Below are 14,780 nucleotides of genomic sequence, written 5' to 3'. Positions count from 1 at the left end.
GCTTGGATTTCCATTCCCGTTTAGGCAAAAGGCCCATCGGTTTCGACGATGGCGATGACGTTCCCCCAGAAATTCCGGCAATTGGCCGGCCGTGACAAGGGTCGGCGCTGGACTGCGGCACGCGCAGCCGTGCTTCTTGGCAGTGCGGCCGCGCTGGGCGTGGTCGGATTCGGCGCCTGGCGAATCGCCGCGCAAGTCGAAGGCGACCGCGGGATTGCGCCGCTCGCCAACTCCGAAGACATTCAGGTCAACGGCATTCATGTCGATGTGACGGCCAAGACGGGCGCGGAAGCGCGACTCGAAGGCTGGAAGCAGGCCGAGAAGGAAGCCTGGAAGAAACTGGGCGGGCCGGACATGCCGATCGAATCGATCGATGCGATGGTCTCCTCGGTGGTGATTGGGCAGGAACAGGTCGGCCCGCGCCGCTATATCGCTACGCTGGGCGTGATCTTCGACAAGGGCAAGGCCGGCCAATTCGTGGGCGGCGGCGGGGCCATGGTGCGTTCGGCGCCGCTGCTCCTCCTGCCGGTGCTGAATTCGGGCGGCGTGCAGCAGGTCTTCGAAGTGCGCGGGCCCTGGCAAAAGGCCTGGGCCGAGTTCCAGGCCTCGCAAAGCGCCATCGATTATGTCCGCCCCGTGGGTGCGGGCGGCGATTCGCTGATTCTCACCGCTGGTCAGGCCACGCGCCGCAGTCGCCTGTGGTGGCGCGGTCTGCTTGACCAGTTCGGCGCGACCGACGTGCTGATCCCGATCGCGCGGCTTGAACGGCAATGGCCCGGTGGCCCGATCCACGGCACGTTCACCGCGCGTTACGGCCCGGACAACACGTTCCTCGACAGTTTCGAGCTGGACGCTGCCAGCGATCAGGAATTGCCCGGCATGATGGCTAAGGCCGTCGAACGGACCGACGAGATCTATCGCAACGCACTGGCGAACGGGCAGCTCAGCCCCGATCCGACGCTGACGATGAGTCAGGTCGCGCTCGACCGGGCGTTTGCACAGCTGCGCGAAAAGCTGATGCCGCAGGGCGGCGCATTGCCGCAAAGTGACGTTGCGCCGGTAATTCCGGCGGCGCCCGTGGGTCCGGTGGCTCCTGTTGCAGCGCCGGTCGCGGTGGAAACCGTGTCTGTCCAGTTCGCCAGCCCCGATGCCGCCGCGGTCGATGCCGCGCTGGCTGCCGTGCGCGGCGTGCCGGGCGTGAAGGGGGCGGCCACGGTCAGCCTTGCCATTGGCGGCATTTCGGTGCTGCGTGTCAGCGTCGAGGGCGGCGCCGACAAACTGGCCGCCGCGCTGCGCGCGCAGGGCTGGAAAGTCTCGGCAGGAGGCGGCGCGCTGAGAATCAGCCGCTAGAGGGTTCGGGGGATGAAGCAGATACCACTTCCGCTGTCGACCGCGAGCGACAGCCCGCCGCGCATTGTCGTCGGCAACGCCAATGCGGCGGCGATCGACGCGCTGCTTGAGACGGGCCGCTGGCCGTTCCATGCGGCGATTCTCTCGGGCGCGCCGCGCTCGGGCAAGTCGCTGCTGGCCCGCTGGTTCGTCGAGGCCGGACACGGCGACGCGCTCGACGATGCGGACCGCATGGAGGAAGACGCGGTCTTCCACGCCTGGAACCGCGCGCAGGAAAGCCGTCGGCCGCTGCTGATCGTGTCGAGTCATCGCCGCGGCGAAGGCGAGGGGCGCTGGCAGGTGGCGCTGCCCGACTTGCGCTCGCGCCTCGGTGCGGCGCTGGAGCTGGAGATCGACGCTCCGGACGAGGCGATGATGGCGGACCTGATCGAGGTTCACGCGCAGATGCGCGGCCTTGTTCTCGATCCGGCGGCGCTAGACTATCTTGTACCGCGCGCCGAGCGTAGCCATCTGGGCGTCGAACGACTGGTCGCCGCGATCGATCGTCTCAGTCTGGAGCGCAAGAGTCCGCCGACAATGGCGATCTGGCGCGACGCGCTGGAAGAGGTTAAGGGCGGCGATCCGAAAGGCACCTGAGGCCGGCTTGCCAAGCAGCTTGCCAGACGGGCCGTTTGATGGGAGATTCGCGCGATGCTGGGTAATCTTGTCCGCTATCTGGACTCGGTCGTCGCGCGCGACCCTGCACCGCGTTCGCGGTGGGAAGTGCTGCTCTATCCGGGCGTATGGGCGCTGTTCTTCCACAAGATCGCGCACCGGCTGTTCCGTGCGGACCTGTTTTTCCTAGCCCGCGTGGTCAACCACGTCTCCCGCTTTCTGACCGCGATAGACATCCATCCGGGCGCCACGATCGGGAAGAACTTCTTCATCGACCATGGCTTCACCGTCATCGGCGAGACCGCCGAGATCGGTGACAATGTGACGATCTACCAGTGCGTGACGCTGGGCGGGTCGAACCCCACCAACGGCAAGGGTGGCAAGCGCCACCCAACTCTGCTGGACAATGTGATCGTCGGTTCGGGCGCGCAGATCATCGGCCCGGTCACGGTCGGCAGGCGTGCGCGTGTCGGCGCCAGCGCGGTCGTCACTGAAGACGTGCCCGAAGGCGCGACTATGATCGGCGTCAAGGCCCGCTCCACGCTGGTCAAGGCGGAGACATATGCGAAGGAATTCATGCCCTATGGCACGCCCTGCAAGGAGCCGTGCGAGCCGGTGGGTAGCCAGCGGGTGGACGAGCTGGAAGAGCAGGTTGCCGCGCTTCGTGCGCAAGTCGATGCGCTGCTGAAGCTGCGCGAGACTGAGCTGCGCGAAGCGGAATTGGCAACCGAGCCGGCCCGCAAGGGGGTGTGAACGGCGGATGGCGGCAAGCTCCATCGGCAGTCCGAATCCGCTTCCGGCAGGCGTCGTCGCCTTTCCGGCGCGCGTACCGCTCCAGACGGCGTTCGACCGGATTGAACTCCAGCGCATTCTCGATCTCTATGGCCGCATGGTCGCCGCTGGAATGTGGCGCGACTATGCGATGGACTTCGGCAAGGACGCGGCCAATTTCTCGGCCTTCCGCCGTGCGGCCGAACGTCCGCAGGCGCGCATAGAGAAGCGTCCGGCACTGCGCGGCAAGCAGGGCATGTGGACGCTGTTCGGAGAGGCGGGGCAAATCCTCAAGCGCGGGCACGAACTGGCCGGCGTGTTGAGTCCGCTGGAACGCAAGCTGCTGAAAGTGGTCGAGGGCTGAGCGCGGCCCTTTGGCGGCCGCGCGAACATACTCTCAATCCTGCGATTTTAGCAGGAGCGAGAGCGCGTGATGCGCCTGTTCCATGCCGGTATTCATCACCCGGTCGCCATGACGGTCGGCAATGCGGTCCCACGCTGCCGCGAAACCTTCCACGGTCAATTGCTCCCCCGAAAGCAGCACGCCGTCGTTCATGGTGATGAACGCGCCTTGGCAGACGCCGCCGCCGGCCGCGACGATGGCGTCGTTGGGGGCGTCTTTCGAGACGAGGTAGAGCGCGGCGGGGACCACCGCTTCAGGCTCGAAGGCGGCATAGGCCTCGTCCGGGAAGATGTCGGCGGTCATCCGGGTGCCGGCGGTGGGGGCCAGAGAATTGACGCGGATGCCGTACTTGGCGCCTTCCATGCGCAAGGTGCGGGCAAGGCCCAGCACGCCGAGCTTGGCGGCGCCGTAATTGGCCTGCCCGAAGTTGCCGCCCAGCCCGGAGGCGCTAGTGGTCATCAGTACGCGGCCATAGCCCTGTTCGTGCATGGTCGCCCACACCGCCTTGGTGGCATAGGCGCTGCCGAGCAGGTGGACGCGCACCACCAGCTCGAAATCCGCCATGTCCATCTTGGCGAACGTACGGTCGCGCAGGGTGCCGGCGTTGTTGATGAGCACGTGGATGCCGCCCCACGCTTCCTTCGCGCGGGCGGCCATGGCCTCCATCTGCGCGAAATCGGAAACGTCGCCGCCGTCAGCCATGGCCTCGCCGCCAAGGCTGCGGATTTCCTCGACCACGACGAGTGCTGCGTCGGAATGCCCCGATCCGTCGCGCTCGGCGCCCAGATCGTTCACGACCACTTTCGCACCGCGTCGCGCCAGTTCCAGCGCATAAGCGCGGCCAAGGCCATGACCGGCTCCGGTGACGACGGCGACCTGGCCAGCGAACGAGATGGGATCCTGCATGAAGCGGGAATGGCAGGTTGGCGGCCCCCCATCAAGCGCCCATCAAGTGCTCTTCGATTGCAAAGATGACACGCTTTTGCCCCTCGGATCTTGCCCCGAGGCGCTCTCGGCGTCATAGGCGCTCTGAAACGAATCTGCGCTGTGCAAGCGAAAGGTCCCCAGATGAAAGTCCGCGTCCACGTCAGCCTCAAGTCCGGCGTCCTCGACCCGCAGGGCCGTGCGATCCACCACTCGCTCGAAGGCCTCGGCTTCGCCGGCGTCAATGACGTGCGTGCCGGCCGCCTGTTCGAACTGGATGTCGACGAGAGCGTGACCGACGAAGCGCTCGATGACATGTGCCGCAAGCTGCTCGCCAACATGGTGATCGAGAACTACCGCATCGAGAAGGTGGCCTGATGTCGTTCCGCTCCGCTGTCGTCACGTTCCCGGGCTCCAACTGCGACCGCGATCTGGCGGTGGCGCTGGAAAAGATCTCGGGCAACGAATGCATTCGCGTCTGGCACGGCGATGCCGATCTGCCGGACAATTTGGACTTCATCGGCCTGCCGGGCGGGTTCTCCTACGGAGACTACCTGCGCTGCGGTGCGATTGCCTCGCGCTCGCCGGTTATGCGTGCCGTGATCGATGCCGCCAATCGCGGCGTGCCGGTGTTCGGCGTCTGCAACGGCTTCCAGGTCCTGACCGAAAGTGGTTTGTTGCCGGGCGCGCTGCTGCGTAATTCGGGCATCCGCTTCGTTTGCCGCGACGTCACGCTCAAGGTCGAGAACGCCCAGTCGCTGTTCACCTCGGGCTATGAGGCCGGGCAGGAGATCTCGATCCCCGTCGCCCACCACGACGGCAACTATCACGCCGATGCGGAATCGCTGGATCGCCTCGAAGGCGAGGGCCGCGTGGCCTTCCGCTATGTGGGTGAAGTCAATGGTTCGGCGCGCCAGATTGCCGGCGTGCTCAATGCGGCTGGCAACGTGCTGGGCATGATGCCGCACCCCGAGCGCGCCATCGATGCGAAGCATGGCGGCACCGACGGCCGCGCGCTGTTTGAAAGCGCCATTCGCGGGTTGGTGGGGGCCTGAGGCCGCTGTTCTCTCCATAACGAATCGAACGAACGCCCCCGGTTTCGGGGGCGTTTTTCGTTTTGGTCAGTGTAGTTAAAGCATCCACGCTCTCAATTTCGCAGCCCTTCCTAATCTCGTCATCCCCGCGAAGGCGGGGCTGTGGATTCACATTCGAAGTGCAACGGTTGAAGAGAGCATGCCTCGGCGGGTGTTTTGAAGTCGAGGCATTTTCGCGGTGTATTGTTGTAGCGTTGGATGATGTCCTCAAAGTGGGCAGGCGAGAGATCCTCGATGTTGGTCTTGCGCGGCAGGTCGCGTCTGAGGCGGCCGATGGCGTTTTCGACGCCGCCCTTTTGCCATGGGGCGTGGGGGTCGCAGAAGAACGTATCGATGCCGAGACGGTGCAACCTGTGGTGCTGTGCAAACTCGGTGCCGTTGTCGAGGGTCAGGGTTTGGCGCAAGGCGTCGGGCCAGGGCCGCAGCATGGCGGCGAGCAGGTCGGCGGTGCGCCGGGCCTTTCGGTCGGGCGGATGGCAGATCAGGGTGTAGCGCGAGGAGCGTTCATGGGCGACGAGGATGGCCTGGCCGTATCGGGCGAAGAGCATGAAGTCGGCCTCCCAGTGGCCGGGCCGGGACCGATCCGCGGCCTCGTCCGGGCGCATGGCGATGGGTTGGCGCTTGGCGATGAAGCGGACCGAGGATCCGCCGGGCTTGCGGCGCCATCCGCGGCGGGCCTTGGCGCGGGGCAGATAATGGCGCCATGATCGATCGTTCGTCCGCCTGATCTGGGCATGGATGAAGCGATAGATGCTCTCGTGACTGATGATACGCACGCCGGCCTCGCGGGCCATGCGGCCGGCGATCTGCTCGGGTGACCAGCCGGCCGCGAGGCGGCCCAGCACGCCCTCGCGCAAGGCCTGATCGCGTTCGAGGCGCATGCCCGACCAGCGCCGGGCGCGCGCCTGCTCTTGCGCATAGCCGGGCCGATAGCCCACCGTGCTGCCGCTGTTGCGCTTCAGCTCCCGAAAGATCGTCGATGCCGAGCGATCCAGAGCTGCCGCGATCTGGCGCAGTGATTGCCCGTCTTCATGAAGACGGGCAATCGTACACCGCTCTTCCAGATCAAGCTGTTCGTAAGCTCTTCCCATGACAACACCATAACCTGGTGTTGCACTTCGTTTGTGAACTTGGCGGATCCCGCTTTTCTGGGCGGGCGTGGAGAGAAGGACGCGGGGCCCCCGCCTTCGCGGGGGCGACGGAGTGTTATTGTGGAAGGTCGTCGCTGGAAGGCTATGAGAATGCAAAAAGCCGCGCCCCCGGAAAATGCGGAGCGCGGTTTTTCAATTCGCAGCAGCGTCCCGCCTCAGGCGGCGGTCTGGCCGTGTGCGAAACTGCGGTTATGGAACAGCCCCAGCGCATCCTTCGCGATCATCGGACGGCCGAAGTAGTAGCCCTGGATCTTGCGGCAGCCGAGTTGACGGATCATCTCGACTTCCTTCTCGGTCTCGCAGCCTTCCGCGGTGGTCGACATGTCGAGGCTGTCGGCCATGGCGACGACGGCACGGATGATGGCGAGGCTCTCGGCATTGCCCGTTGCCGCGCCCTGCACGAACGAGCGGTCCACCTTGATCGTCGAAAACCGCAGTTTGCGCAGATAGCCGAGCGAAGAATAGCCGGTGCCGAAGTCATCGAGCGCGACCTTGCAGCCCAGCGCCATGACCTGTTCGAGCGCCGAACGCGCCAGCGTGGCGTCGCGCAGGAAGATGCTTTCGGTCACTTCCAGTTCGAGCCGCGCGGCGGACAACCCGCTCTGGGTGAGGGCGGCGACAACGCTTCCCGCGAAGTTGTGATCAAGCAACTGCTCGCCCGAGACGTTGACGGCCACGCGCACATGCTCGGGCCAGTTCATCGCTTCGAGGCAGGCTTCCTTGAGCACCCATTCGCCGATGGGGACGATCAGGCGGGTGTCTTCGGCCAGCGGAATGAACTTCGCCGGGCTGACGAAGCCGTGTTCCTTGCTATTCCAGCGCAGCAGCGCCTCGAAGGAGACCACGCCTTCGGTCAGGGCATCGACCACGGGCTGGTAATTGAGCGTGAACTCCCCGCGCTCGATGGCCGAACGCAGCGAGAATTCAAGCTGGCGGCGCTCCTCGGCATGGGCGTGGAGCGCGGGTTCGTAGGTGTAGTGGGCGTTGCCGCCGCCGTCCTTGGAGCGATAGAGCGCAAGATCGGCATTGCGCATCAGCGTCTCGACCGTCTGCCCATCGCGCGGGCCGATGGCGGAGCCGACCGAGGCGCCCACATAGAGTGTGTGGTGATCGACGTGATAGGGCTGCGACAGCGAGTGGATCACCCGCTGGGCCACGCGGTTAACGTGTTCCAGATCGCTGGCGTCGCGGATGACGACGGCGAACTCGTCCCCGCCAAGGCGGCCGCAGAGTTCCTTTTCGGTCATCTGCGCCTTGAGCCGTTCCGAGACGCGGGCCAGCAACTGGTCGCCGACGAGGTGGCCAAGCGTATCGTTGACCGCCTTGAACCGGTCGAGGTCGATCATCAGGAAGGCGCAGCGGGTGCGCCACTTCTCGGCATAGGCGAGCGCTTCCCCTAGTGCTTCAGTCAGCATCAGGCGGTTGGGCAGGCCGGTCAGCGTGTCATAGCGGGCAAGCCAGGCGATCTTGTCGCTGTTCTCGCGTGCTTCGGTGACATCGGAGCCGACGCCCCGGAAACCGTCGAACTGGCCATTCTCGTTAAGCTTGGGCGTGCCGGAAAGCTCCCACCAGCGCGGCTTGCCATCGATGGTGACGCGCACGAGCAGGTTGGAGAAGCTTTCGCGGCGCTTGAGGCGCTCGGCCAGATCGTGAAGGCTGGGCGGGAACTGGCCGCTGTCCCAAGCCGACCCGGCGATGAGCTGGATGAAGGGAACGCCCTCGATCTCGGTCGCGTCGCGGCCAAGTGCATAGGCAAAGCGCGGCGAGATGGCGCGCACGCGGCGGGCGGTGTCGATCTGCCAGAGCCAGTCGGCCTCGCCTTCCTCGAACTCGCGCAGCAGCATCGAGACGACTTCGTCGCGCTCTGTCATGCCCGCTTCGGCGACTTTGGTGGAGAGGTACTGGCGCGCGCTTTCAACGGCGCCGGCGATGATGACGCCCGCGAAGGCCAAGCCCACCAGCGCCATGTCATAGCTGCCGAGCACCACGAAATAGGCGATCGTCGATCCGCCGACTATGCCGGTGAAGATCAGCGTGCCCAGCGGAATGCCCGGCATCAGCACGGTGCAGCCGGTCATCAGCATGGCCACCACGGTCCACAGCTTCACCTGGGCCTGAGGATCGATGAAGGGGCCGAAGGCACAGACCGGGATCGACCAGACCACGGCCCGGGCAACCACGGTGATCGCATGGCGGCGGATCTCGGCGTGCGTCAGGCGGCGGCGGTCGGCGTCGGCAAGGTCGCTCTCGATTCGCGCGCTCCACCAGAGGGTGGCGCAGACGAGGGCCGCCCAGCCGCCAATGGCGGCGGGGTGAATATGGCCGAACAGCACGGCCACTGCAGCAGCCAGCGCTGCCAGTTGCGTCGCGATTCGCGCCGTCCGCGCTCGGCCGAGGCAGGAATATTGGAGACCGCGAAGACGCGCCCAATCACCTTCCGCCGGTTCGGTGAAGCCGAGTACGGCGAGGACGGGCAGCTCCTTCGGAAGAGCTTGTGGGGGTTGCGACCGTTTGTTCACGTCCCGGCGTTTACCCGCAGAAGGGTTATTACCAGGTAAACCTTTCCGATCATCCGGCCGCACTTCCCTTATTCGACGGTGACGCTCTTGGCGAGATTACGCGGCTGATCGACGTCGGTGCCCTTCACGCAGGCGACGTGGTAGGCCAGCAGCTGTACCGGCACCGCATAGACCAGCGGTGCGATCAGTGGGTGGACGCGCGGCATCTCGATGGTGGCGATGCAGCCTTCACCGGCCTCGGCAATGCCCTCGGCGTCGGAGATCAGCACGACCTTGCCGCCGCGTGCGCGCACTTCCTGCATGTTGCTGACCGTCTTCTCGAACAGCGGGCCGGAAGGGGCGAGCACGATGACCGGCACTGCTTCGTCGATCAGCGCGATGGGGCCATGCTTCATCTCGCCCGACGCGTAACCTTCGGCGTGGATGTAGCTGATTTCTTTCAGCTTCAGCGCGCCTTCGAGGGCCAGCGGATAGTCCGGACCGCGCCCGAGGTAGAGCACGTCGCGCGCCGGTGCGATGAGGTGCGCCATCGCCGCGATCTCTTCGTCGAAGGCGAGCGCGGCGTTGAGGCTGGCCGGGGTCTGGAGCAGGTGCTGGACGACCTCGTTCTCTTCCTCACGGTCCATGCGTCCATGCTTGACGGCAAGGTGCGCGGCAAGCGCGGCAAGCACGGCCAGCTGGCAGGTGAAGGCCTTGGTCGAGGCGACACCGATTTCCGGACCGGCGTGGGTCGGCAGCAGCAGGTCCGCCTCGCGCGCCATCGTGCTGGTGGGTACGTTGACGACCACGGCGATGGTCTGTCCGGCCGCCTTGCAGTGCTTGAGCGCGGCGAGCGTGTCGGCCGTCTCGCCGGACTGCGAGATGAACAGGGCAAGGCCGCCCGGCTCCAGAACGGGATCGCGGTAGCGGAATTCGGAAGCCACATCGATATCGACGGGCAGGCGGGCGAACGTCTCGATCCAGTACTTCGCCACCATGCCGGCGTAGAAGCTGGTGCCGCAAGCGACGATAGTGATGCGTTTGATCGCCGAAAGGTCGAAATCGATCTGCGGCAGGGCGACCGACTGGTCCACCTGGTGGATGTAGCTGCGCAGGGTCTGCGCCACCACGGTCGGCTGCTCGAAGATCTCCTTCTGCATGAAGTGGCGATAATTGCCCTTCTCGATGGCGACTGCCGAGGCACCCGAGGCGACGATCTCGCGCTCGACCGGGTTGTTGTCGGCATCGAAGATCTGCGCGCCTTCGCGGGTGATGACGACCCAGTCGCCTTCCTCAAGGTACGTGATGCGCTGGGTGAGCGGGGCGAGGGCGAGGGCGTCGGAACCGAGATAGGTCTCGCCGTCGCCATAGCCGACGACCAGCGGCGAACCGAGGCGCGCGCCGATCAGCAGGTCGGGGTGCTGGCGGAATGCGATGGCGAGGGCGAAGGCGCCGCGAAGCTGCGGGAGGACAACCTTCACCGCATCCTGCGGCGAAAGTCCGGCCTCGACTTGCTCGGACACGAGGTGGGCGACCACTTCGGTATCGGTCTGGCTTTCGAACGTGCGGCCGCGCGATTCGAGGGCTTCGCGCAGCGGGCGGAAGTTTTCGATAATGCCGTTGTGGACGAGGGCGAGGTGCTCGGTCGCGTGCGGGTGGGCATTGACGGCCGTGGGCGCGCCATGGGTGGCCCAACGGGTGTGGGCAATGCCGATCAGGCCGGGCGCGGGATCGCGGGCCAGCTCGTTGACGAGGTTGATCAACTTGCCTTGCGCGCGGCGGCGGATGAGCTGCCCGTTTTCGACGGTGCAGACGCCCGCGCTGTCATAGCCGCGATATTCCATGCGCCGCAGTCCGTCGACCAGTCGATCCGCGACCTGTTCCTTGCCGACGATGCCGATGATTCCACACATTGCGCTTAAGTTACCTTGTTCGAGCGGAAAGAGCTTTGCCCTACACCGTTAAAGGTTGGCGTTTGCTGGCGCCACCATGAAGGCTTGGTAATGTGTGCAAAGCGAAAGGGTTATTTTAGGGATCGCGAGGCGTGATTGCCACTGTCGCCCGATCCCGCCACGGGGTTGAAAGCAGTGTGCCCGCGCGACGAGCGGATATCGATCAGCGCCCAATCGTGAAATAATGCTTCCCGTGATCGGGACGCGGCGAAATTTCTTGTCAAACCTTGCTCGTCGGATACTCTACCTGCTTCGACGAAGGCCGTTCGATGAAACAGCCCGGCATAGACCGGTGCGAGCGGCTCGATCGGGAGAGGACACTGCCGATGAACTTCGCTTTGAAGTCGGTTTCTTTGATGGCTTTAGGTATCGCGCTGACGGTGCCCGGGATGGCGATGGCCGGTGAGGCTCCCGCCCTGGCGCCCGTTGCGCTGGTCAGCGGAGCGGCCCATGCCGAGTATGTCGGCACGGTGAGTCGCGGGTTCGACATGATCCGCGCGGGTAAACCCGAAAAGGCGGTGAAGCTGTTCGACTCGGTCATTTCCGCCAGCGAGCAGGGCCTCGCCGGGGATGCACGTCCACGCTTGTGCCTGTCCGATAACGGCGGCCATACGGCACCCGCCAATGCGATCATGGTGAGCAGCGCGGTATGCGATGCGCATTTCGGCAAGGGCTACGCGCTCGTCGATCTCGGCCGGGGTGACCTTGCCGAGAACGAATTGCGCCGGGCGACCGAACTCGCGCCCGATAACGCGCATTATGCCAACGAATATGCCGAACTGTTCAAGTCGCGGCGGCAGTTCCAGAAGAGCTATGATCTCTTCGCCCATGCCTGGGCTATCGTCGACAAGAATACCAAGGGATCGGATGCCGGAATCGCCGGGCGTGCGCTGCGCGGCATGGGCTTCAACCTGATCGAACTCGGCCGTCTTGGCGAGGCGAAGCAGATGTTCGAGCAGTCGCTGCTCTATGACCCCGGCAACAGCGGCGCGAAAAGCGAGCTGGACTTCATTGCGCAAAGGCAGGCGATCGGCGCCTGATTGCCATGAATTGACGAGGAGGGCGGTTTTGGCCGCCCTCCCGGCTTTTCACTTGCCGCCGGCTGCCCGTTCGGCCTTTTTCTTCTTCATCGCGTCATGGAAACGGTCGGCCCAGCCGGGCTTGACCAGTTGTTCCCCGCGCACCAGCCGCAGTTCGCCATCGGCGACATCGCGGGTGACCGTGCTGCCTGCCGCGACAATGGCGTCGGCGCCGATCTTCACGGGCGCGACGAGGGCGCTGTTCGAACCGATGAAGGCGCGCTCGCCAATCACAGTGCGGTACTTGAAGTAGCCGTCATAATTGCAGGTGATCGTGCCCGCGCCGATGTTGGCTTTCGCGCCCACGCTGGCGTCGCCGATGTAGGAGAGGTGGTTGGCCTTGGCGCCTTCGCCCAGTTCGGCGTTCTTGATCTCGACAAAGTTGCCGACCTTGGCGCCCTTGCGAAGCACCGTACCGGGGCGCAGGCGGGCATAAGGGCCGACCGTGGTACCGGTGTCCAGCGTCGCGCCTTCGAGGTGCGAGAACGCGTGAATCGTAACGCCGTCTGCGACCGTGACACCGGGACCGAAGACCACGTTGGGTTCGATCGTGACATCGCGGCCGAGCTTGGTGTCGAACGCAAAGAACACGGTTTCGGGCGCGATCAGCGAGGCGCCGTCGGCCATCGCCTGCACGCGGCGGCGGGCTTGCCAGCGGCCTTCCGCCTCGGCCAGTTCGCCGCGGCTGTTGATGCCGCCCACTTCGTGCGGATCGTCGGTGACGATGACCGCGCACGTCCGCTCGTCCAGCGTCGCCACGTTGACGATGTCGACAAGGTAATATTCGCCCTGCGCATTGTCGTTGCCGACGCGCGAGAGCAAGTCGAACAGGTCGGCCGATTTCACGGCCATGAGCCCCGAGTTGCAGAGGCGGCAGGCGCGCTGCTCTTCATTCGCGTCCTTGAATTCGACCATCATGACGATGCGTCCGTCATCATGTGCGAGCACGCGGCCGTACTGGAGCGGATCCTCCGGTTCGAAGCCGAGCACGACAACGGCGGGCGCGTCGGGCGCATGAAGGCGCTCGATCATCGCGCGCATGGTCTCGGTGGTGACGAAAGGCACGTCGCCGTAGAGAATCAGCACATCGCCCGAGAAGCCGGCGAGGGCGCCTTCGGCCTGCTGCACCGCATGGCCGGTGCCGAGCTGCGGTTCCTGCACGGCAATCGCCGCGCGGCTGCCCAGCGCTTTTTCAAGCTGTTCGCGCCCATGTCCGGCCACCACCACCTGCCGCTCTGGCGAGAGCGCGGCGGCGCTTTCCAGCAGGTGTTCCAGCATCGGGCGGCCGGCGATCGGGTGAAGGACCTTGTGAAGATCGCTCTTCATGCGAGTGCCCTTGCCGGCGGCGAGGACGACGATTGCGAGCGGGTTGGAATTTTCGACCATGTTCATCACTTGCCAGCAAATTGTTGCGGTTTCCACATCGGCAGGCCACGGAAGGCGGATGACGGATTTCCCCTTCGACGTAGTCGGCTTCGATCTCGACGGTACTCTTCTCGATACGCTGGGCGATCTCGCCCTGGCGCTTAACCATGCGCTGGCGATCGAGGGGCGACCACCCATTGCGGTGGACGCCGTGCGCGATCTGGTTGGCGGCGGCGGCCGGAAGATGCTCGCCAAGGGCCTTGAAGTCACGGGCGGCGGTGTTTCCGACGCGCGGCTGGAAGAACTGCACCAGGCGCTGCTTGCCTTCTACTCCGACCATGTGGTCATGACCACGCGGCTCTATCCGGGCGGCGCGGAAATGCTGGACGGCCTTGCCGCGCGCGGGGTGAAACTGGCGATCGTGACCAACAAGCTCGAAGCGCTGGCGGTGCAGATCTTCGCCGAACTCGGGCTGTCCGATCAGTTTTTCACCGTGATCGGCGGCGATACGCTGGGCCCGGGCCGCGCGAAGCCCAAACCCGATCTGATCGAACTCATGCTGGAACGCGCGGGCGGCGGCAGGGCCGCTTTCGTGGGAGACACCACTTACGATACCGGCGCAGCAGCGGCTGCGGGCATTCCCTGCGTCGCGGTCAGCTTCGGCTTCAATGACAGGCCGCCACACGACCTTGGCGCCACGGCGGTGATCGATCATTTTGACGAGTTGATCCCCACGCTCGAAAGCCTTTGATTCGCGCTCCGGGCGGGGAGCCGAATCAGGCTTCCACGCTGTCGAACACGTAACCGAACGAACGGACCGTGCGCGGCAGGTGCGGAACCTGCATCGAACGCAGCTTGCGGCGGAGGCGGCTGACCCACGAATCGACCGTGCGTTCGTCGCAAACGGCGATGCTCTTGCCAAGCACGCCGATCAGTTCGCCGCGCGTGAACACGCGGTTCGGATTGCGTGCGAAGTGGTTGAGCAGGCGCTGCTCGTTCGACTGGAGCGGCACGACAAGGCCCTTGTAGCGCGTCAGGTGAGAATCGGGCTGGATGACCAGTTCGCCGATCTGGATCGCGGGAGCTTCCTTGCGGGCGGCCGAAACCGGCTGATAGATGCGCAGCCGTTGCACCAGCGCCTTGGGCGTGAGCGGGCCGATCAGATAGTCGTCCGCTCCGGCATCCAGCGCGCGGGCCTGAGCGCGGGGATCCGGCTCGCCAAGCACCATGGTAATGTGCAGCGGATGGTCGTTGATCCGGTCACGCAGCAGGCCGCAAAGCTGCAAGCCCGACATTTCCGGCAGCAACCAGTCCACGAAAACCCAGGTCGGCCCTCGCGGTATGCGGGCGGAAAGCGCGGTCGCATCCATCACTTCCGCCTCGAAGGTGAGGAAGTTGTCGCGCACGGCGCTGACGTGGGCAAGGTCGCCCGAAGTCAGCATGATATCGCCGGATTTGATCATGGCATTCCGTAACTCAGTGGCATTTATGCGTCGCATTAGGCCCACTGCGGCCGCCACACACGTGTCAAATTTGTCA

Annotated in this window: 14 protein-coding genes; 8 read left to right on the top strand and 6 right to left on the bottom strand. The window is 65.1% G+C overall.

Going from position 1 to position 14,780, the window contains the following annotated elements:
• The first annotated feature begins 48 nt into the window (after positions 1-48).
• From AC1VVK_RS04025 to AC1VVK_RS04010, 4 genes are read left to right on the top strand one after another with little or no spacing between them, the layout of a single operon-like run.
• Positions 49-1,350, top strand: a complete 1,302-nt coding sequence (locus AC1VVK_RS04025; protein ID WP_482904470.1) for a heavy-metal-associated domain-containing protein — start codon at positions 49-51, stop codon at positions 1,348-1,350.
• A 12-nt stretch (positions 1,351-1,362) separates the two neighbouring features.
• On the top strand, positions 1,363-1,986 hold the full coding sequence (locus tag AC1VVK_RS04020; RefSeq protein WP_132391773.1) for a P-loop NTPase family protein: 624 nt from the start codon (positions 1,363-1,365) through the stop codon (positions 1,984-1,986).
• 54 nt (positions 1,987-2,040) lie between these two features.
• Positions 2,041-2,757, top strand: a complete 717-nt coding sequence (epsC, locus tag AC1VVK_RS04015) for a serine O-acetyltransferase EpsC (protein WP_132391771.1) — start codon at positions 2,041-2,043, stop codon at positions 2,755-2,757.
• A 7-nt stretch (positions 2,758-2,764) separates the two neighbouring features.
• Positions 2,765-3,139 carry a DUF2794 domain-containing protein gene (locus AC1VVK_RS04010; RefSeq protein ID WP_482904469.1) on the top strand — a complete coding sequence of 125 codons (375 nt, stop codon included), beginning with the start codon at positions 2,765-2,767 and terminating at the stop codon, positions 3,137-3,139.
• A gap of 33 nt (positions 3,140-3,172) precedes the next feature.
• Here the strand turns inward: AC1VVK_RS04010 and AC1VVK_RS04005 are convergent, their stop codons facing one another.
• Positions 3,173-4,084: an SDR family NAD(P)-dependent oxidoreductase gene (locus tag AC1VVK_RS04005; RefSeq protein ID WP_482904468.1), complete on the bottom strand. Its 912-nt coding sequence runs from the start codon at positions 4,082-4,084 to the stop codon at positions 3,173-3,175.
• Positions 4,085-4,246: 162 nt separating this feature from the next.
• On the opposite strand from AC1VVK_RS04005, the gene purS reads away from it, so the two are divergent.
• Positions 4,247-4,480, top strand: coding sequence for a phosphoribosylformylglycinamidine synthase subunit PurS (gene purS, locus AC1VVK_RS04000; protein WP_132391767.1), 234 nt, complete (start codon positions 4,247-4,249; stop codon positions 4,478-4,480).
• A complete protein-coding gene (gene purQ / locus AC1VVK_RS03995; RefSeq protein WP_482904467.1) occupies positions 4,480-5,157 on the top strand; it encodes a phosphoribosylformylglycinamidine synthase subunit PurQ in 678 nt (225 codons plus the stop codon). Before purS ends, purQ begins: the two co-directional genes overlap by 1 nt.
• A gap of 119 nt (positions 5,158-5,276) precedes the next feature.
• On the opposite strand, the gene AC1VVK_RS03990 is transcribed toward purQ, so the two are convergent.
• The 3 genes from AC1VVK_RS03990 to glmS form a co-directional block, all read right to left on the bottom strand.
• Positions 5,277-6,287 carry an IS30 family transposase gene (locus AC1VVK_RS03990; RefSeq protein ID WP_482904466.1) on the bottom strand — a complete coding sequence of 337 codons (1,011 nt, stop codon included), beginning with the start codon at positions 6,285-6,287 and terminating at the stop codon, positions 5,277-5,279.
• Positions 6,288-6,502: 215 nt separating this feature from the next.
• Positions 6,503-8,866: a putative bifunctional diguanylate cyclase/phosphodiesterase gene (locus AC1VVK_RS03985; protein WP_207904917.1), complete on the bottom strand. Its 2,364-nt coding sequence runs from the start codon at positions 8,864-8,866 to the stop codon at positions 6,503-6,505.
• A 68-nt stretch (positions 8,867-8,934) separates the two neighbouring features.
• Entirely contained in the window at positions 8,935-10,758 is a 1,824-nt protein-coding gene (gene glmS / locus AC1VVK_RS03980; RefSeq protein ID WP_132391761.1) for a glutamine--fructose-6-phosphate transaminase (isomerizing), read from the bottom strand.
• Between the two features lie 365 nt (positions 10,759-11,123).
• On the opposite strand from glmS, the gene AC1VVK_RS03975 reads away from it, so the two are divergent.
• Positions 11,124-11,837 carry a tetratricopeptide repeat protein gene (locus AC1VVK_RS03975; RefSeq protein WP_482904465.1) on the top strand — a complete coding sequence of 238 codons (714 nt, stop codon included), beginning with the start codon at positions 11,124-11,126 and terminating at the stop codon, positions 11,835-11,837.
• A gap of 48 nt (positions 11,838-11,885) precedes the next feature.
• Here the strand turns inward: AC1VVK_RS03975 and glmU are convergent, their stop codons facing one another.
• Positions 11,886-13,262: a bifunctional UDP-N-acetylglucosamine diphosphorylase/glucosamine-1-phosphate N-acetyltransferase GlmU gene (glmU, locus tag AC1VVK_RS03970; protein WP_482904464.1), complete on the bottom strand. Its 1,377-nt coding sequence runs from the start codon at positions 13,260-13,262 to the stop codon at positions 11,886-11,888.
• A gap of 58 nt (positions 13,263-13,320) precedes the next feature.
• On the opposite strand from glmU, the gene AC1VVK_RS03965 reads away from it, so the two are divergent.
• Positions 13,321-13,992 (top strand): HAD family hydrolase, encoded by a 672-nt coding sequence (locus AC1VVK_RS03965; protein WP_482904463.1) that lies wholly within the window; start codon positions 13,321-13,323, stop codon positions 13,990-13,992.
• Positions 13,993-14,017: 25 nt separating this feature from the next.
• On the opposite strand, the gene AC1VVK_RS03960 is transcribed toward AC1VVK_RS03965, so the two are convergent.
• Positions 14,018-14,704 (bottom strand): response regulator transcription factor, encoded by a 687-nt coding sequence (locus tag AC1VVK_RS03960; RefSeq protein ID WP_482904462.1) that lies wholly within the window; start codon positions 14,702-14,704, stop codon positions 14,018-14,020.
• Positions 14,705-14,780: the final 76 nt, after the last annotated feature.

Source organism: Novosphingobium sp. BL-S-32 (genome assembly GCF_056857055.1).
This window is presented reverse-complemented; position numbering and strand designations above follow the sequence as displayed.

Bases quoted from the DNA above. Each gene is read 5' to 3' on its own strand.
- AC1VVK_RS04025 (WP_482904470.1), top strand. From the start codon at position 49: ATGGCGATGACGTTCCCCCAGAAATTCCGGCAATTGGCCGGCCGTGAC.
- AC1VVK_RS04020 (WP_132391773.1), top strand. From the start codon at position 1,363: ATGAAGCAGATACCACTTCCGCTGTCGACCGCGAGCGACAGCCCGCCG.
- epsC (WP_132391771.1), top strand. From the start codon at position 2,041: ATGCTGGGTAATCTTGTCCGCTATCTGGACTCGGTCGTCGCGCGCGAC.
- AC1VVK_RS04010 (WP_482904469.1), top strand. From the start codon at position 2,765: ATGGCGGCAAGCTCCATCGGCAGTCCGAATCCGCTTCCGGCAGGCGTC.
- AC1VVK_RS04005 (WP_482904468.1), bottom strand. From the start codon at position 4,084: ATGCAGGATCCCATCTCGTTCGCTGGCCAGGTCGCCGTCGTCACCGGA.
- purS (WP_132391767.1), top strand. From the start codon at position 4,247: ATGAAAGTCCGCGTCCACGTCAGCCTCAAGTCCGGCGTCCTCGACCCG.
- purQ (WP_482904467.1), top strand. From the start codon at position 4,480: ATGTCGTTCCGCTCCGCTGTCGTCACGTTCCCGGGCTCCAACTGCGAC.
- AC1VVK_RS03990 (WP_482904466.1), bottom strand. From the start codon at position 6,287: ATGGGAAGAGCTTACGAACAGCTTGATCTGGAAGAGCGGTGTACGATT.
- glmS (WP_132391761.1), bottom strand. From the start codon at position 10,758: ATGTGTGGAATCATCGGCATCGTCGGCAAGGAACAGGTCGCGGATCGA.
- AC1VVK_RS03975 (WP_482904465.1), top strand. From the start codon at position 11,124: ATGAACTTCGCTTTGAAGTCGGTTTCTTTGATGGCTTTAGGTATCGCG.
- glmU (WP_482904464.1), bottom strand. From the start codon at position 13,262: ATGGTCGAAAATTCCAACCCGCTCGCAATCGTCGTCCTCGCCGCCGGC.
- AC1VVK_RS03965 (WP_482904463.1), top strand. From the start codon at position 13,321: ATGACGGATTTCCCCTTCGACGTAGTCGGCTTCGATCTCGACGGTACT.
- AC1VVK_RS03960 (WP_482904462.1), bottom strand. From the start codon at position 14,704: ATGATCAAATCCGGCGATATCATGCTGACTTCGGGCGACCTTGCCCAC.